This window comes from Clostridium subterminale (assembly GCF_039521425.1).
Taxonomy (GTDB): domain Bacteria; phylum Bacillota; class Clostridia; order Clostridiales; family Clostridiaceae; genus Clostridium_J; species Clostridium_J subterminale.
In genome coordinates this window covers 820054-839410 of the sequence record NZ_BAAACI010000006.1, presented here as the reverse complement: position 1 = coordinate 839410, position 19357 = coordinate 820054, and the positions used below count along the sequence as shown (strand labels likewise).

Here is a 19357-nt window from a genome sequence, read left to right as displayed (position 1 = left end):
GTAGATAAAAACTAAAAATCATGTGAAGCAATTTGTTATCTAAGTCTCATTCTAAAAGATATGAGCTGTCCGTAAAACTTTTCTTTTATAGTCATCTAAAGATGGATGACTATAGATATAAATTAAATATAGGTGCAGTTATCTCTATACTGCCCATAATTACTTATATCACAATTATAAAAGGAATTCAATGTTTAGAATTTCTATTTTTCGCAACTCAATTTTAAATAGAATAAAATCTTTACAGAATAATAATACTAATCTATGTTATACTATAATAATTTTATTTTTGAAAGGAGTAATTTTTATGAAAAAACATATAATTAGACATACCAAATATTTATTGTTCTTACTGTTACTAATTATATTTATAGTATCCACTCCCATAAATATTTTTGCTAGCAATGAAACTTCTTCTCCAGATAGTTTTCTTGTTATTGATACAAAAAAGCAGCAATCATTGCCAAGTCAATTTAGGATTATTCCATCTCTAAATATATCTGGTAGTGCCCAATTCATTCCATCCCAGGTAGAAAACATAAAAAAATCTATAAACAAAGACGATATTTATATAGTTGATTTGAGGCAGGAGTCTCATGGTTTTCTAAATGATATTGCAGTTAAATATTATAGTCCATCTAAATTATTAAATAAAGGCTTTACTTCTGCTGAAACCCTTGCTGATGAAGAAAGTAGGTTTGGGGCCATTACTCCTGGCATGGAAGTTAATCTGTATAATAAACGTGGAAAACTTCGAGATACCATCACCATAGAAACTTCAGAAATTGAACGCGATTTGGTAAAAAAATATGGACTAAATTACATCTTATTTGCTACAAGAGATGGTCATATACCTTCACCAGAGGTAGTAGATGAATTTGTGGAGTTTGTTAAAAACCTCCCTAAAACTACTCACCTTCACTTTCATTGCGCCCATGGAAAAGGAAGAACTACTATGTTTATGGCCTTATTTCAAATGATGAATAATGATAATGGTAAAACTTTAGATGAAATTTTAGAAGATCAATTAAATGCTGGAGGAATAGTTCTTACAAACAATACTACTAGAGCTGAATTCCTACAATCTTTCTATGATTATACCCTCGAAAATTCAAAGGATAATTATAAAGTTCCTTATTCTAAGTGGATTTCTCAATAGAATGTTTAGCTCTTCATTATACAAAAGCACAGTAGACAGGTTAGCATAAATACCAATTTATCTACTGTGCTTTGCAGTTCTTTTACATATTATTTTTAACTCTTAGAATTCTATAAACACTTTCATCAATTCTTTTTTCAGAAATAATACCATTCCTAACAGCTTCTATAACTCCATCTATAGCACTATTTTGATCACCTATACCTGCAGACACTATTAATAAATCATCTCCTGCTTCTATGGATTTAACTGCTGATTCAGCAGTTGGATACTTCCCTTTAACCCCTTCCATAATCATATCATCCGTTACTACTACTCCATTAAATCCCAACTCTTCTCTTAAAAGCTTTGTAACAATATTATTAGATAGGCTTGCCACATATTCACTATCTAGTTGAGGTAAATATATATGACTTACCATTATCATATCCATACCATTATCTATTGCATATTTAAATGGAATTAATTCTAAATTTTTTAACTCATTAAGAGATTTATTTATAACTGGTACTGCCACATGGGAATCTACATTCGTATCTCCATGTCCTGGAAAATGTTTTCCTACTGCTAAAACACCAGATTTTCTTAAGCCTTTATACACTTCTGTACCCATGGTTCTAACAATTTCAGGATCATTTGAAAATGCTCTAATTCCTATGACTGGATTATTAGGATTAGAATTTACATCTAGTACAGGCGCAAAGTCCATGTTACATCCTAAAGATTTAATAGTTTCGCCTATAGCTTTTCCATGTTCAAAAGCATAATTTAAATCTCCAGTGGCACCTACATCCCATGCAGATTCAAACTGCCCCATTTCCTTAGGAATTCTGCTTACAATTCCACCTTCTTCATCCAAGGACATAAAAAGTTTAAACTTGTTTTCACTATTTAATTCATTCAAATTTTCTATTAATTTTTTTGTTTGATTTACAGTATTAATATTTTTACTAAATAATATTATCCCTCCTATTTTTTTATTTTTTATTAAATTAATTATATTATCATCAACTTCATAACCATCAAATCCAACAATAAACATCTGACCTACTTTTTCCTCTAATGACATAGAATCTATTTCATTTTGTATTAAGTCCACTTCTAGCTCCTCTTCACCGAGTTCTTCTACGCTATTATTCTTTTCCAAATCCCCATCAGACTTCCCTTCTATATCTATTTCATTATTACGCTTTACTTCTTTACTTATAAGTCTACATCCACAGAATAAAATAACAGATGTGCAAATAACTACGATAATTGTTATAACCTTTATTAATTTACTTTTTGTCGTAAAAATATTTCTATTACTCTTCATTTATTTTACACTCCTTTAATTTCCTATAATAAAATACACAAAATAAACCACACTAAAATTATATCCAAATTAATTTATTTTAGGAGGAATTTTTATGACAAAAGATAGTCAACCAGATAACAAACAAGCTAGAATGGAAAAATGTAATTATCAAACACCAATTACTAGTGAGACAGGAAAAAATCATAATAGAACTGCTAAAAAACACTCCATTAAAAGAGAAGGATTTCAAAGTCCACATATAAATTAAAGTCATAGATTATCCTTTAGTAATGGGGCATTTTCCCCATTACTTTTTTTAGTATTTCCATCTAAAGTGTCCTATTATTTCCCCTTGCTTAAAAATAAATGGACATTCTGAAGCTCTTGGGGGCGTATTGTGAATTATATATGGAATTCCCTTACTATCATATTTATCTGAGATTATAGCTACATGCTCATAAGGTTCTAATGTAATTACTATATCTCCCGGTTGCCACTGATTTAATATTTCTTTATCTTCCCAATTAATTTCTGTAGTTAAAGATTCTGCAAATCGCTGAAAAAATATTAACTGATTAGGAACTCTTCTAAAATCAATATTAGGATCAGGTTTTCCATCAACTCTTGGATACATCTCTGTATTATCTTTTATATCTTTATCCATTAATTCTTTAAGATTTATATTAATATTTTCAAATGCTCTCCATATAACATCAGTACATACCCCTTCTTTTTTAGGCGGATAACCTCCATCATAATAATTACTCTTATATTTAGTTTTATTTTTTACTTCATTTCTAGCTTCTCTAACTAAATCTATGGCATCAGAAATATTATTATCATTCTTATCTATTAAACTATATTCCTTTCCTTCAGTATTTTCTGAATTTATTCCTAAGACCCTTTCTACACTCCAGAAGCTAGTCCCAATTCTACTTATAACAAACCTTCTAAATGGGTCTATATTAACCATTGATATTAAAAATATTAATATGAAAATACATAACCATTGGCAAATTCTTTTAAAAGCATGCTTCATAATAACCTCCATAATATATATAATAAAATTCCTATTGAATATTAATTACTTATCTTAAAAAATGACTTATTATAGTAATTACACTTACTTATATTAAAACTACAATTCCAACGCTATCCAATACCCTTATGTAAAATATTGCATATAATTATAATATTACTCTTATATTCCTTCAACTTAAATTTAATTTTTATTTAAATTTATTTTTTATATAACTTATATTATTCTTCTGTTACATATTAACACCTTTATTCAACTGTAGTAATATATGTATGTACGGAGGTGTATTAATTATGATTTATTTCGCTCATAGAGGTGCTAGTAAAAATTATCCTGAGAATACTTTGCTTGCCTTTAATAAAGCTATTATGGTAGGTGCAAAAGCTGTAGAATTAGATGTTCATAAAACAAAAGATAATAAACTAGTAGTTATCCATGATGAGGATGTTAAAAGAACTTTTCAAGGTAAAGGACTTATAAAAGACTTAACCCTTGAAGAGCTAAGTTCTTTAAAATCTAAAAATATTGAATGTGAAAACAATAAATTATGCAAGATTCCAGCTTTATGTCAAGTTTTAGAGTTGCTTAAACCTAGTAAAGCCTTTATAAATATAGAGCTAAAAACTGATGTTATTCACTATAAAAATATAGAAAAAGACGTTATTGATTTGATAAAGAACCATGGTATGGAAAACACAATATTACTTTCCAGTTTTAATCATAATTCCCTTGAAATATGTAAATCTATAGATGAAAATATAAAATTAGGCGTGCTAATTGATAAAAAAATAGATAATATAATTGCTTATGCTAAAAATCTAGGTGCTTATTCTTTAAATCCTAATGTTTATTTAGTAAATGAGACTTTAATAGGATTAGCTCATAATAATAGTTTAAAGGTATTTACCTACACCGTAAATAAACCATTTATAGCCAATCACCTTGATAAAATTGGATGCGATGGTATCTTTACCGATAACATAGAGAAATTTATTTAAGTATGATTTTAAATTCAGTGGATAAACGGAGTTAAATTGCTTATTTTAACTCCTTTTGTTGTGCTTTATATCAAATTGTTGATTCAATATTCATAATTTTAAAAATAATTATAGAAGTACTTTTACTTATAATGGTATAATTGTTTAGGAACCAAAAATAATTATTAAAAAGGTTGTGATAAAATTGAAAACAAAACAAATAGTTTACAGCGGACTTTTAATTGCTTGCAGCGTTTTACTTCCTCAATTACTCCATTTAATAGGAGGTCCTGGCCTTGGAACTACACTTCTTCCTATGCATATTCCAGTCTTAATTGCTGGATTTATCCTTGGTCCTATTACAGGTTTAATAATTGGTATTATAAGTCCTATTTGTAGCTTTTTATATACTGGAGGAACAATGCCTGCAATACCTATGCTATATCTTATGATATTTGAGCTAGGTACCTATGGATTATTTACAGGTCTTATATTTAAGCAATTTAAATTCAACATATATGTATCACTTATTGTATCTATGATTGCAGGTAGACTAGCTAGAGGTTTAGTTTTTGTCGTTGCTACAAAATTCTTAGGAATTACCCTTCCACCTGCTATGGGTATATCTGTAGCAATAACTCAAGGTATCCCCGGAATAATACTTCAACTGTTAATTATTCCACCAATTCTCTATTTATTATGTAAGCTACCATATACTAAAAACTTAATGACTCAATAAATTGGGAGGCGTATTAAATTGAAAACCCGTATAAAAACTTTACTTGAAGAATATAAATATAGCTGTATTCTTATGAACAAAGAAAAAACTGTGATGACTTCTTTTGATAAAGGTGTAAGCCCTATATATAAATATATCAAAGAAAATGGAGTGTCTCCTATACCGTTAATAATGGGCGATAAAATTATAGGAAAGGCAGTTGCTCTTCTGGCTATTTATGTTGGTGTTGAATATATATACACAAAAATAATCAGCCAAGGTGCTATAGATATTTTAAATTCCCATAATATTAAGTTTGACTACGAAGAAATAGTTCCTTTTATAAATAATCGTAAAAAAAATGGGCAATGTCCTATGGAAGCTTCTTTGTCTGGCACAATAAATCCTAAAGAAGGATTTAACATAATTGATACATTTATTAAAAATAGAGAATTAGAGGAGTGTACAAAATGATTTATAAACCCTATGGTAAAACTGGTAAAATGGTATCTGCCATCGGCTTTGGTGGAATGAGATTTAAAGATGATTGTTCCATTGAAGAAGGAGGTGAAATAGTTAGGTATGCAAATAGCCTCGGTATAAATTACTTTGATACTGCACCTAACTATTGCAAAGATAGAAGTGAAGATATCTTTGGAGAGGCTTTTAAAAATATGCCTGGTGAATTCTATGTATCTACTAAAAGTAGTCTTGGTAGCGAACCAGATGCAGATTCAGTAAGGCGTAGAATAGAAAATTCCCTCAAAAGACTTGGTATAGACAAAATTAACTTTCATCATATGTGGTGTATTATGGACATTAATCACTATAGAAAAGTTATGGCCAAAGGTGGTCCTTATTGGGGAGCTCTTAAAGCTAAGGAGGAAGGCTTAATAGACCACCTAGTATTTTCTACCCATGCTTCTGGTGAAGAAATTAGAATTATGGTAGAAGAAGGCTATTTTGAAGGAGTAACCTTAGGGTACAACATTTTAAACTTCCCGTATCGACAAGAAGGTATTTTGGCTGCTCATCAGCATGGTCTAGGAGTAGCGACCATGAACCCTTTATGCGGTGGCTTGATTCCCGAAAATAAAGAATATTTTTCATTTGTAAAAGAAAATGAAGATGAAAGTGTTGTGCAAGCAGCGTTACGTTTTAATGCTTCTCATGAAGGTATCTCTGTAACTCTATCTGGTATGAGTAGCAAGGAAGAAGTTAGGCATAATGTAGATGCTGTTAAAAACCTTACTATTCTCAAAAACTCTCAAATAGAAACTTTAAAATCTTCTCTTAAGCAAGATATGAATCAACTATGTACAACCTGTCAATATTGTAATCACTGTCCTAAAGGTATTAACATTCCTAAATACATGGATTTATATAATTATTACGTATTAAAAGGACTTAGTGGTATAAAAGAAATGTATAAATTACTCTCTAAATATGGCGATATTGACTTTGAGAAAGATATGGCTCCTAGTGATTGCATTGGCTGTAAAAAATGTGAAACTCTTTGTACACAAAAGTTAAATATAGTAGACAGACTAGCTTGGATTAATCGCAGTGTGATAAATAACTAGTTATTTATAATGTGTTAGTTATGTAGTTTAGCTCTATATTAAAAAGATATGGATTTATTAACATTTCATTTAATAAATTCATATCTTTTCTCTGTTATGTACTTTAAAATACTAATTATAAATTATTTATAATTTTATTTATCCTTTAACCTATTTTTATTAACTACCGTAGTATTTCTTCCCTTTTCCTTAGCCTCATAAAGATTTATATCTGCCCTATGTATTATATCTTCGGTATTCATATCTGAATCTCTAAAGCCATATACCCCGAAACTACAGGTTATACTAAACTTATTCCCCTTATATTCAAGGGTGGTTTCCTCCAAATTTCTCCTAATTCTTTCTGCAATAATTTCTGCTTTATCTTCGTCTGTGTCATTTAAAACTATTAAAAATTCTTCTCCACCATAACGCCCAATCCAATCGTTTCCATTACTTCTAATATATTTAGAAACAATTCGCGTAAAGTCTTTTAATACATTATCTCCAACTATATGACCATAGGTATCATTAATTTCCTTAAAATAATCTATATCTGCCATTATAACAGACATAGGTTTATGTTCTCTTATAGATTTCTCAACATCAACTTCTAATCGCTCTCTTATGTACCTTCGATTATATACCCCTGTAAGATCATCTATTAAGGTAGTTTCCTGTATATTTTTCAAAAAATTCTCGATAGATTCCGAATATTCCCTATCTCTATCTATAATAACCCCCCCTTGGGATATATCCTTCAGTAATTCAACTATATATGTTTCTTTACCAATATTTATAGGAGACGCCATAACTACAAAAATTTTATTATTGTTATACTCTATTTTTACTACGGTTTCATTACTTTCATATGCCTTTTTAGAAACACAATTTTCACATATACCATTCCTATTCCATAACTCATAACAGTGTGTATCAGCATTCATAGTATCACTCTCTGTTGATATAATTTCATTTTTCATTGGATCAACTATTCTTATCATATCGTATATATTTTTAAAAATTGAAAGTCTCTCTTTTACATCATTCATTATATCCATACTTCAAAAGCCTCCTTTTTTAAAATATGGTTTCATTATGTTTTGTCTTTTTTATTTTTAAAAACTTAATGAATTATTTCAATATGTGTTATTCTAGAATGTCTTTCATATATATTAGACAAAAACAATCTAGAATATACTTATACGCCACTATTCCTCTATAGGAAATACATCTATATATTTCTCTGATACATCATTTGTCAAACTTTCTACACTCATAAGTTTTTTGTTAATCTGCTTAGTCCTTGTACCTACAAGTTTATCTAAATCTGTACTTGCTTGATTTAACTTTTTTTGTGTAGATTTAAGCACTTCTTCAAATTTTCCAAACTCTGTTTTTACTGCTCCAAGTACATTCCAGACCTCACTAGATCTCTTTTCAATAGCAAGAGTTCTAAAGCCCATCTGTAAACTATTTAAAAGTGCTGCTAAAGTTGTGGGTCCTGTTATATTTATCTTATACTCTCTTTGAAGAATTTCAACTAAATTAGTTCTCTTAACTACCTCTGCATAAAGACCTTCTATTGGTAAAAACATAATTGCAAAATCAGTGGTATAAGGTGGGTCAATATATTTATCTCTAATATCCTTAGCTGACTTCTTTATAGCTGCTTCTAACTTTTTATAACCCTCTTCAATTAAACTTTGATCTCCTGTATCATAGGCATCCACTAAGTTATGATATACATCTAAAGGAAACTTTGAATCTACTGGAAGATATACTACATCAGAAGCTTTATCCTTACCAGGAAGTCTTATTGCAAATTCCACATTATCTCTAGATCCCTTTTTAGTTGCTACATTTATGTCATACTGATCTTTAGTTAGAATCTGATCTAAAATCCTTCCTAACTGAATTTCTCCTAGAGTTCCTCTAGTTTTAACATTAGAAAGGACTTTTTTTAAATCTCCTACTCCCATGGCTAAGGTTTGCATCTCCCCTAGTCCTTTATGTACAACTTCTAATCTTTCACTTACCAGCTTAAAGGACTCTCCTAGTCTCTTTTCCAAAGTACTTTGCAACTTTTCATCCACAGTTTCTCTCATTTTTTCTAACTTATCCTCAGTGGATTTAAGTAATTCACCTTGTTTTTGGGATAAATCATTAAATTTTTCCTTTTGAAGATTATTAAACTCATTAACACTTTTAGAAAATTGATTTTCGAAGGATTTAAGGGATTTTTCTATAGTATTAGAATAAGTGTCTAATTGATTCTTTTGAAAATTTGCTATTTCACTCATTCTACCTAAAATAGCTTCACTTAACCTCTGTACTTGAATACTCAACTCAATTCTAGCTTCTTTTTCACCTTTACGGGATTCCTCTCTATTTCTAGAAATTTCATCTCTAAATGCTTTTTCTAATTTATCAACACTTTTATCTATATCTCCTACTCCTTGCTGTATCTGTAAAATTGAATTCCCAATATTAGCTGTACTGCCCTTTTGAATTCTATTTCTAGAATTGTTTAAAGTAAAATATGTATTTATAATTAATAATATAATTACAATTACCAAAAGAATCTCCATAACCTCATCTCCATTCTTAAAATTATATAAGAATAAAACCTTAAATACCACTTAAAGGCTAAATAGAAAATTTTATCTATATAGCCTTATATTTAAGGTTAAATTAAGAAACATGAAAATATGTTCCCTTATTCATTATATCATTTTTCATCATAAAATTACAAATATATTAAATTCTTCAGTCTTTTTTACTATCTTTATAATTTATATTAAATACTTCTCATAAGTACAATTTTAAATTCAGTACCTATGTCCACTTTACTTCTAACTTCTATATATCCTCCTTGCGCTTCAATAATTGATTTACTAAGAGATAATCCAATTCCAACAGACTCAGATTTTCCCCCCTTATAAAATCTCTTAAAAATATTAGGAAGATCCTTTTCACTAATTCCTACTCCCTTGTCCCTTACTATTATCTTTGTATTTATATGATTTTCTTCAAGCTCTATATAAATTTCACCATTATCACTATGCTCTATACCATTCTTAACTATATTAATCAAAGCTTCTCCTAACCATTTCTCGTCATAATTAAACATAAACTTATTTTTATTTTCTTTGTCAATTTCTACTTTATTACTTATTAATGCCTCTTCATACATTTTATTTTCAAATATTATATTAACTTTATTTTCTGCTGCCATCAATGCAACATTGTCTATAACTTCATAAATAGTATTAACTAAACTATTTTCCTTCATATTAAATTCAATTGCTCTTGCATCTACCTTAGCTAGCTTCAACATACTTTTTATAAGCCAATCCATACGATTTAATTGTGTCTTACTATTATTTAAGAATTTTTTCCTATTTTCTTCACTAATTTCCTTATTACTTAAAATATCATTGTAAATAATAAGAGCAGACAGTGGTGTTTTTAATTGATGGGATATGTCTGATAATATATTTACTAGAAACTCCTTTTCCTTTTTTAAATCTATCATCTGACTTTGTAAAACTTGTCTCATATTTTTAAATCCATAAGAAAGTTTTGCAAAATCTCCTTCCTTCTCTTCATAAAGATTTACATCATAGTTTTCTTCCAGTATTTCCTTTGAAGCTCTTGTCAAATTTCTTACTCGACTATATATACATCTATACTGAATATAATTTAATAATATTAGTAAACCTCCAAATGTACTACCTATAATTATAAATATAAATTTGCTATTTTTAAAAGCTTCATTTATTCCATCTATATACATTATATCTAAATTGTCTTTATACCCGTAATTATCTAAAATTTTTTCTCCTAATTTTATCTCTTCCTTTGTTGGCACTTTAAAGGCTACCTCTACTAAATCCGCTTCAATGTTAGGGAATTTTTCTGACATTATAGATATCATTGCAGCTCTGCCATCTATATATTGACTCTTTATACTATTAAAACTAAAAGTAATCCATACGTTCACGATAAATATAAATATTGTAATTATAGTCATCAATACTATGGAACTCTTTTTTAATTCTGGATTTATAAGCTCTTTCATTAATTTCTCCTACTTTCCATTAACAACTTCTTTTATCCACATATAGCCCATTCCTCTTTTGGTAATAACATATTCTGGCTTACTAGGATTATCCTCTATCTTTTCTCTAAGTCTTTTAATATAGACTGAAAGGGTATTTTCCTCCACATATGCTCCCTCATCACCAAATAACTCCCTTAATATGTGCTCCTTGCTAAGTAATATTCCTGGATTCTGTAGAAATGCTAAAAGAAGCTTATATTCCTTTGCTGTCAATGATATCTTTTCACTACCTTTGGACACTTCTGCACTAGACGTGTTAATAGTTATATCTTCTGATTTTAAAAGTGTCAAAATGCTATCACCTTTGCCAACTCTTCTTAAAACTACACGAATTCTTGATAATAACTCCTTTACTCTAAAAGGTTTTGTTATATAATCATCACCGCCCATATCTAATCCCAAAATTATATTTACCTCCTCATCTAGGGCAGTTAAAAATATTATAGGTGTGTCCTTCTTTTCTTTTACATACTTACAAAAGTCATATCCACTTCCATCAGGTAAATTTATATCTAAAAGTATCAAATCAAAATCCGTATTATTAAATTTATCTTTTCCATTCTCTATCGATCCCGCTCTAAAAACCTGATATCCTTCTTCTTGAAGGGTATATTCTACTCCTAAAGCCAATGCCTGATCATCTTCAACTAATAAAATTCTATTCATCACGCAACCTCCTTCATAAACAAACCTTTAAATTATTTATTTAACATTAATCCCTAAACACTAATTAAAATTTGCATTTATAACTTGATACTATCATTAAAATCATATAACATCATAATGATTTTAAAAAGCTTATCTTAGAATTATATTAAAACAAAAATCCAAAGAATATTTCCTTGGATTTTTATTTTATCTATTTCTTATTTTAGAATTGCTACTTTATATAATAGTTTACTCTCCCCTTATACCATCAATAATATTTTCTTTATTTAATCTTCTAAGAGGTATTAGTGCTGAAACATATCCCATAATAACTACAGCTATTATAGCTATAATAATACTCTCCCAAGGTAATATAAACTTGAAATCTCTAATGTTGGACATTGGATTATACAATACATATGATAATATAGTACCTAGTATGGAGCCAATGATTCCGCCATATAATCCAAATAATACTCCTTCAAAAGTTATCATCTTTTTTACTTGTTTCCTTGTCATTCCTATAGCTTTTAAAGCTGCTATTTCTTTGCTTCTGAGAAGAATATTTGTAGTTACTGTATTCACTATATTTACAGCACTTATTAGCGCAATTACTATTGTAAAGCCCATAAGTAATATACTTATTTGCAATTTGAATGCCTTATCGCTTTTAGCAGCCTCAATCTTATTATTATAATTAAGCCCTGCATTAGTATTTTCTATCTTTTTTAGAGACTCATCTATTTTATCTACATAGCTTTCATCACTAATCTTTATTTCTATACCATCAATTTTAAAGTTTTCCATCTGCTGTGGATTACCTTCTATTATATTTTTAGCAGTCTCATTGCTTCCTATAATATTCAGTGTTCCTTGGTACTCAACAGAATTGAATGGCTGTACATCTACAATTGCTGCTACCTTAACCTTTTTAAGATCTTTACCATTAAATTCCTTTTGTCCATCTGAATACTCAGCATTACTAATTAAAACTTCATCTCCAACCTTAAGCTTAGCCATAGGCGCAATAAGACTTCTCTCCTCTCCAAAGAATATTGTTTCTCTAACTATAATAACTTCTCCATCCTTAAGATTATCAATACTACCTTCTTTAATATATTTTTTAGCTGCTTCTAATTTATTATCCTCATAGGCTTGAAATACAACCCTAATTTTAGACTTATTTTCTCCATCCACTTTACTATTAAATAAATCTTCACTATCATTTTCTGATGCCCACTGTCTAACTTCTTCCGGTATAGCAGAATTATCAACAAACCCTTCCATTGGAATATACTTATAATTTATATATGTTTCCTCTATTCCTGGAATACTTTTTACTTCTTCAATGATTTTACCATCTATATCCTGTGGCTCATCAGTATTGTAGTTTTGAAATATACTAAATGCCATATCATTATCTTCTGTAACCTTTTCTGCAAAATTACTAGAAAACTTAGCAAAACTCGTAAAAGCTACAAATAAAGTTACGCTTATAGCCATAGATAATACAGTTACATAAAATCTTCTTTTATTTCTTTTTACATTTTTTAAAGCTATGGTAGTATCGACTTTAAGGAATCTTCCTAAAAATTTACCACTTTTATTTTTCTTTTCTTTTTTAATTAAAGATTGGCTACTTATTGCAACTAAAGGTGAAGTTTTCCCTGCACCCCTAGCTGGTAGATAAGCTGAGAAGTATATAGTTACAGCTCCTACACCTCCACTTATCAATAGTGCTAAAGGTGATATTACCACTTTAAGGTTTGAAAAATCTCCAAAACCTGATATTTTACTAAATGTAAAGACAATACAATATACAGACACTATTCCAAAAAATATTCCAAGTGGAATACCTATAAGTATCATAATAGATGCTTCCCTAATTACTAGGGTCATAATTTGTTTTTTAGTAGTTCCAATAGCTCTTAACAAGCCAAATTGCTTCATTCTCTCTGCTATACTAATATGGAATGCATTATAGATAACCACTACTGTAGCTAAAACAACAATTCCTATGACAATAAAAGTTACACTATATATAGACCTATTTAGTCCTCCATTACTAGATTCCCCTGTAAGCCTTAATAAATCCTTATTTTGATTTACTTTACTTTTACCACTAATTAGATTAGATATCTCGCTGATCACTTCTTGTTTATCTGCTTTTTCATTAATTTCAACTAATACTGTAGAGTCTTCTTTTATAATACTACTATTTTTTATCAAATAAGCCTTTGATATGCCTTCACTTTGATTTTTCCAATCGTCCTTAGCTATTCCAGACAAAATATAATTTCTTTCATTTCCAGTTTCATCTTGTATTTTAACTCCATCTCCAACTTTGATTTCTTCATTAAAATATCTAAGAATCCATCTTTCAATAACAATTTCATTATCGTTTTTAGGTAGTTGTCCTTCCTCCAAATTTACATTCATCAGCTTTAAGGCTGCCTCATTTAAATAATTAAGTTGAATACTCTTATTTTTAATAAAGGGTACTGCATCTTCACTAACCATAACTCCTATGGAATTTACCTTAGGATTAGTCTCAATTTTATTTATTTCATTCTCAGATACATTAGTTATAGCTACATGAAAAGCTCCTATTGTTTTCTTTGTATTTTCTAACATTGAATTTTGTACCGTTAATATAAAAGTGCATATAGATGTTATAAGTGCAACTGATAATATTATTCCTATTATAGTTAATATAGTTCTTTTTTTATTATCCTTTAAGTATTTCCAACTTAAAGTTTTATAACTGCTAATCAATGTTTATTCCCCCTATGCCATAATTTTATCACTTTCTATTTTTCCATCACTTATGGTTATAACTCTATCTGCTTGCTCAGCTACCTTACTATCATGGGTTATAAGTATTAGAGTTTGATTGTATTTTCTTGCTGTAACCTTTAAAAGTTCTATTACCTCTTTAGAATTTTTACTATCTAAATTTCCTGTTGGCTCATCTGCAAGAACTATAGATGGTTTATTAATAAGAGCTCTTGCTATAGACACTCTTTGCTGTTGTCCTCCTGAAAGCTCTGCTGGAATATGCTTTCTTCTATCTTCTAGTCCAATCATAGATATAATTTCATCTAAGTATTTCTCATCTACTTTTTCACTATCAAGAAGAGCTGGTAAGGAAATATTCTCTTCTACATCAAGAATAGGCATCAAATTAAAAAACTGAAATATAAATCCTATATTTCTCCTTCTAAAAATGCTAAGTCCAGTTTCATTCTGTTTATATATATCTATATCATTTATAAATACCTTTCCTTCTGTAGGAGTATCTAAGCCCCCAATTAGGTGTAGTAATGTAGATTTTCCAGAACCAGAAGCTCCAACTATAGCTACAAATTGTCCTTTATCAACACTGAAACTAACATCATCTAAAGCACGAACCTGATTATCTCCTTGTCCATAATATTTCTTTAAATTTTCAACTTTTAAAATCTCCATGTGTAATTCTCCTTTATTGTATATTTACATTTTTATTTTAGGCATCTGAAAATAAATAATAAGTCAAAGATGGGAAGTATATTTTGAGTTAGACAAGGAAACAGGTTCCGCAGATAGTAGCACTATCTAAGGGTTTTGTTGACGCAGTATGACACAAAATAGACGAGCATTCTGACTTACTTATTTTTTGAAGATGCCTTATAGTCATAATAACTTGAATCTCAGTGAAGTTAATAGTTTTATTAATTAAATCATATTAGTCCCTTCATTCTCTTTACAAATATCATTATATATATTAAAAATCTCTTTCACCATAAACCTTATCTTACATAATCAATAATTATCTTACAATTTAGTCATATAAGAAAGAGTGTAGTTAAATCCTATAAACAAATTTAACTACACTCTTGTATTCCAAAAAATTATTTTAAATTTTCTATGTATTTTAAATTATATGTATTATCTTCCTAATAAATATAATATGGTGTTGGATCTATTTTCTCTCCGCTAGCATTGGTAACTTCAAAATGTATATGTGGTCCTGTTGAATATCCCGTAGTTCCCACTAAGGAAATCTGTTGTCCACCTTTAACGCTATCTCCTGCACTAACTAAAAGCTGTGAATTATGAGCATATAAGCTGCTAATGCTTCCATGATTTATTACTACTACATTTCCATAACCATTCATCCAACCTGAATAAGCTACAGTACCATCCATCAATGAATGTACACCTGCACCTTGTGGCGCTCCAATATCAACGGCAGCTTGAAATTCTTCCTTACCACTAATAGGATTTGTCCTCCATCCATAGCCTGATGTAATTGGATAAGCTATATTCCCAGTTATAGAGGAAATCTCACCATTAGATGATACTTGTCCACCTTGTGAATTGGTTGAAGCCCCTCTACTTGGTCTTTTATAAGCTTCTTCCATATCATTAATTATAGCAACAATTTCTTGAAATTCTGATTCCTTTTGAGCTATCATTTTTTCCTGAACATCTATATCCTCTTCTATCTTATCCATCATCACAGATTTTTCATTTTTCTTGCTATCAATCTCTTTTGATTTTGATTCTTTTATAGCCATATTTTGCTGTAGAGCTTCTTTTTCCCTAGATGCCACTTGTAGTGTTTCCTGTAATTCCTTTTGGCTATTTGCAAAATCAGACAATACTCCCTTATCGAAATCTAGAATAGTTTTAACCATTTCGAGTCTATTAAAAAAATCAGAAAGTCCCTTAGATTCAAAAAGAGCCTCAATATAGCCTTGTCCTTGATTTTTATATAGAGTTTTCATTCTTTTGTACATGATGTCCTTATTATCTTCTAAATCTTTTTCTAACTTTTTAGCCTTTTCATTAAGGTCCCCTATTTTCGTAGTAGCTTTATCCATATCTAACTTCAATTTATAAATTTCATTATCTAAGGCATTTATCTCTTCATTAAGATCTACCATATCCTGAAGAACATCTTCTTTATTCTTTTCTAGCTCTTTTATTTTTTCCTTACTACTACCTATTTCCTCTTCAATGCTATTTGACTGTTGTTTCTTATCACCTATTTCATCTGCCATCGCACTAGTGGCAACTAAATTAGTACATATCATTACTGAAATAATTAACTTTATTTTCTTATTCATTAGTTTCCCTCTTTTTAATTTTATTTAACTTATAAAATTTATTTTTCCCAAGTTTATTCTAATTCGCCTCCTTAGTCCAAGCATTCATGGGTATATACTAACTTCTTATAAATTAAATGTCAACAGCTTTCCCTCTACCAATAATATATATAGTTAAAATTTGTTCATAAAAAAGCTGCTGCAAGATAAGTTAATCTTAAATAAATATTGAGTATAACTTTATTTTAAAGCTATACTCAATATTTTATAAAGATCAGCAAGATATTTGCAACAGCCTTTCAGCTCAATTGTACTTCAAACTATATATTAGTCATATAAATCCATTTCTAAATCAGTAGTAGATGAATGTTCAAATTCACATATATCATATCCAGATACACTTAATTTGAAATCCTTCTTTTTTCCTCTACCTATATATCCTTCATGACTACTATTTGAAGTTACAGAATTAAAGTTTTCCTCATTACCTAAATCAGCCCCATCAAAATGTACTCTTCCACCACGATTATCTTTTAAATCAACATTCATAGCATATTCATTAAAATCAGTAGTATAATCTATGTCCCTTCCAATTAATATAACATTTTTCCCTATTGGCATGTAGGATTCTATATTTATATAGTCGGCATTGATGGTAACATTATCAGGCAACACTTTACCCTCTTCATAATCATTATAAGTACCTCCTGAATAGACTCTAGCATTACTACAATCGATTTTAATATTCTCAGCATTTATAAATTCCCTTAAATCTATTTCTAGATAATTGCTAGTTTTAATACTTATATTTTTAAGAGTATTATTATATGGCAAATTTACATACCCACCTCTAGGACTTGTGAAAATCAATGTATCTTTTAAAACTTTACTATCCTTTATTATTAAGTTCGTATAATAATTACTATTAAAATTAATGTCTACTCCTACTGGGACTTCTATAATAATTTGAGCATTATCATTTTTTTCTTCCATAAGTGTGTATATAATTGCGTCATAAGATTTTTCAAAAAATCCCCTTATATTTTCTGCTTCAAAGAAATTATACATAGTTCTGTCTCCTACAACTTTAAGTCCCTTTGTATTAGCATCATAGGAAGTTTCTACCTTCATATCATTTTCTATATATTCTAGTACCTTGACCCTTGTATTTTTATCTGGTGAAGGTTTAATTTCTACATTATATCCTTTATTCTCTAAGGATGAAATATCAACAGCATCAACCTGTTCATCAGTTACAAACACTTCCCTTTCAGTTGGAGTTGCATTTATTATCTCTTGTCGAACTCTATAAACTTTATTTACAATTTTAGGCATCATATAAGCTCCACTTATTATAGATCCTGTAATTCCTACTGCAAGAAAAATTCCAGCCACAATAAGAGATTTTTTCCATCTATTCATTAGATTTCTCCTCCTTATTATCTTTATTTTCTATACCTTCTTCAAAATCATCATCTATAACTTCTGTAAATATAGGCTTTTCTTCATGGGCCCTATCTTCTACAGAAATTTCTTCGACTTCTCCATTTCCCTTTAAACCTTCACCTATATATTTTTCATTAAAAGTTTCACCATATCCAGTTTGATTCTCAGTACTATCTCTATTTTCCTCTTCATAATGAATTATCTCTTCATTTTTCTCAGTAACATTTTCATTATCTACAGTGTTTTCTTGTTGATTTTTAACTCTTACATACATATTTCTAGTTTTAACCCAAGATATATACTGAACTACTAGGTATTTTAATCCTTTATACACTAAACAGTATACTGTCCAACCTAAGATAATAAATCCAGTCCATGCTATACAAGCAAAGAATCCAAACACTCCCATAGATATATCAATTCCACAAATGAAGGCAGCTCCTAGATAACCTATAAAGTTTGCAATTGACATTCCAACAAGTCCTAAACCACTGGCTATCATAGACATAACTATTGTTAAAGCTGGGAAAAATAATAGAACGCTTATAACAAATATTATTAATTTTACTCCAGCAGAAGATATCTTCCCGTTAATTACTGAATTGGAATCTAAAAATTCTTTAGTCTTATTACCTGCCTTTTTTCCTTGTCTCTTTACATTTTTCCAAAGATTTTTAGCGTCCTTAGAAACCTTATCTTTAAATTCATTATTGCTATTACTTGTAGATTTGCCTTGTCCCTTCATCTCTTCAGTTAATTCTTTTGCAATACTCTTAGGAGATCCTAATGTTTTTATAATCTCCTCATCACTCTTTCCCTGTAACTCTCCATTTAAGAAAAATTCCTCATAGTCTCTTAATATATCATTTATCTCAAGTTCACTAAAAGCTCCCTTTAAGTAATCTCTAAGTATATCTAAAAAATCATTTTTAGTCATTATCCTTATTCTCCTTCCTATAACATCCTAATATTAAATTTACATCCCTTACAAATTCATCCCATTCCTTAACTAAAGTTCTTAAATTACCTTTTCCATAGTCTGTAATCCTATAGTATTTTCTATCTGGGCCACCTTCAGACTTCACCATATAGGTTTCAAAATTTCCTTCTGTAGTAAGTCTTCGTAATAATGGATATATAGTGCTTTCCTTTACTGACATAACTCTTGAAATATTTTCTACGATTTCATACCCATACATATCTCTGTCATTTATAAGTGTAAGAACACAGATTTCAATTACACCCTTTCTGAGTTGTGTACTCATATCTAAACCTCCTTTATTAAGTTTTAATAA

General features: G+C 29.3%; 18 protein-coding genes. 6 read left to right on the top strand and 12 right to left on the bottom strand.

Features of this window, described 5'->3' with window-relative positions; all coding sequences use genetic code 11:
* Window positions 1-307: 307 nt before the first annotated feature.
* The gene (locus ABDZ93_RS13150) at window positions 308-1159 is read left to right on the top strand and encodes a phosphatase domain-containing putative toxin (protein ID WP_343826868.1); all 852 of its coding nucleotides are present in this window, start codon (window positions 308-310) and stop codon (window positions 1157-1159) included.
* Window positions 1160-1241: 82 nt separating this feature from the next.
* Here ABDZ93_RS13150 and ABDZ93_RS13145 read toward each other — a convergent pair whose 3' ends face one another.
* A complete protein-coding gene (locus tag ABDZ93_RS13145; RefSeq protein WP_343826867.1) occupies window positions 1242-2474 on the bottom strand; it encodes a glycoside hydrolase family 3 protein in 1233 nt (410 codons plus the stop codon).
* 94 nt (window positions 2475-2568) lie between these two features.
* Here ABDZ93_RS13145 and ABDZ93_RS13140 point away from each other — a divergent pair, with 94 nt between their 5' ends.
* Window positions 2569-2724, top strand: a complete 156-nt coding sequence (locus tag ABDZ93_RS13140; RefSeq protein WP_167402876.1) for a hypothetical protein — start codon at window positions 2569-2571, stop codon at window positions 2722-2724.
* A 48-nt stretch (window positions 2725-2772) separates the two neighbouring features.
* On the opposite strand, the gene ABDZ93_RS13135 is transcribed toward ABDZ93_RS13140, so the two are convergent.
* Window positions 2773-3495, bottom strand: a complete 723-nt coding sequence (locus ABDZ93_RS13135; protein WP_343826866.1) for a DUF1287 domain-containing protein — start codon at window positions 3493-3495, stop codon at window positions 2773-2775.
* 293 nt (window positions 3496-3788) lie between these two features.
* On the opposite strand from ABDZ93_RS13135, the gene ABDZ93_RS13130 reads away from it, so the two are divergent.
* The 4 genes from ABDZ93_RS13130 to ABDZ93_RS13115 all read left to right on the top strand — a co-directional run bounded on the left by ABDZ93_RS13130 (window position 3789) and on the right by ABDZ93_RS13115 (window position 6773).
* Complete coding sequence (locus tag ABDZ93_RS13130; protein ID WP_343826865.1) at window positions 3789-4493, top strand: glycerophosphodiester phosphodiesterase family protein; 705 nt, start codon at window positions 3789-3791, stop codon at window positions 4491-4493.
* A gap of 184 nt (window positions 4494-4677) precedes the next feature.
* Window positions 4678-5211 (top strand): ECF transporter S component, encoded by a 534-nt coding sequence (locus ABDZ93_RS13125; protein WP_343826864.1) that lies wholly within the window; start codon window positions 4678-4680, stop codon window positions 5209-5211.
* Window positions 5212-5229: 18 nt separating this feature from the next.
* Window positions 5230-5664: a DUF1893 domain-containing protein gene (locus tag ABDZ93_RS13120; protein ID WP_343826863.1), complete on the top strand. Its 435-nt coding sequence runs from the start codon at window positions 5230-5232 to the stop codon at window positions 5662-5664.
* Window positions 5661-6773, top strand: coding sequence for an aldo/keto reductase (locus tag ABDZ93_RS13115; protein WP_343826862.1), 1113 nt, complete (start codon window positions 5661-5663; stop codon window positions 6771-6773). The genes ABDZ93_RS13120 and ABDZ93_RS13115 overlap by 4 nt, the downstream gene beginning before the upstream one ends.
* A 134-nt stretch (window positions 6774-6907) precedes the next feature.
* Here ABDZ93_RS13115 and ABDZ93_RS13110 read toward each other — a convergent pair whose 3' ends face one another.
* The 10 genes from ABDZ93_RS13110 to ABDZ93_RS13065 form a co-directional block, all read right to left on the bottom strand.
* Window positions 6908-7813 carry a GGDEF domain-containing protein gene (locus tag ABDZ93_RS13110; protein WP_343826861.1) on the bottom strand — a complete coding sequence of 302 codons (906 nt, stop codon included), beginning with the start codon at window positions 7811-7813 and terminating at the stop codon, window positions 6908-6910.
* 150 nt (window positions 7814-7963) lie between these two features.
* Entirely contained in the window at window positions 7964-9343 is a 1380-nt protein-coding gene (locus ABDZ93_RS13105) for a DNA recombination protein RmuC (protein ID WP_343826860.1), read from the bottom strand.
* 209 nt (window positions 9344-9552) lie between these two features.
* Window positions 9553-10836, bottom strand: a complete 1284-nt coding sequence (locus tag ABDZ93_RS13100; protein WP_343826859.1) for a sensor histidine kinase — start codon at window positions 10834-10836, stop codon at window positions 9553-9555.
* 9 nt (window positions 10837-10845) lie between these two features.
* Complete coding sequence (locus ABDZ93_RS13095) at window positions 10846-11544, bottom strand: response regulator transcription factor (RefSeq protein WP_343826858.1); 699 nt, start codon at window positions 11542-11544, stop codon at window positions 10846-10848.
* 231 nt (window positions 11545-11775) lie between these two features.
* Window positions 11776-14301: an ABC transporter permease gene (locus ABDZ93_RS13090; RefSeq protein WP_343826857.1), complete on the bottom strand. Its 2526-nt coding sequence runs from the start codon at window positions 14299-14301 to the stop codon at window positions 11776-11778.
* A gap of 12 nt (window positions 14302-14313) precedes the next feature.
* Window positions 14314-14994, bottom strand: coding sequence for an ABC transporter ATP-binding protein (locus tag ABDZ93_RS13085; protein ID WP_343826856.1), 681 nt, complete (start codon window positions 14992-14994; stop codon window positions 14314-14316).
* A gap of 467 nt (window positions 14995-15461) precedes the next feature.
* A complete protein-coding gene (locus ABDZ93_RS13080) occupies window positions 15462-16637 on the bottom strand; it encodes a murein hydrolase activator EnvC family protein (RefSeq protein WP_343826855.1) in 1176 nt (391 codons plus the stop codon).
* 306 nt (window positions 16638-16943) lie between these two features.
* Window positions 16944-18038: a hypothetical protein gene (locus tag ABDZ93_RS13075; RefSeq protein ID WP_343826854.1), complete on the bottom strand. Its 1095-nt coding sequence runs from the start codon at window positions 18036-18038 to the stop codon at window positions 16944-16946.
* Window positions 18031-18999, bottom strand: coding sequence for a DUF1700 domain-containing protein (locus tag ABDZ93_RS13070; protein WP_343826853.1), 969 nt, complete (start codon window positions 18997-18999; stop codon window positions 18031-18033). Before ABDZ93_RS13070 ends, ABDZ93_RS13075 begins: the two co-directional genes overlap by 8 nt.
* On the bottom strand, window positions 18992-19327 hold the full coding sequence (locus ABDZ93_RS13065) for a PadR family transcriptional regulator (RefSeq protein ID WP_343826852.1): 336 nt from the start codon (window positions 19325-19327) through the stop codon (window positions 18992-18994). The genes ABDZ93_RS13070 and ABDZ93_RS13065 overlap by 8 nt, the downstream gene beginning before the upstream one ends.
* Window positions 19328-19357: the final 30 nt, after the last annotated feature.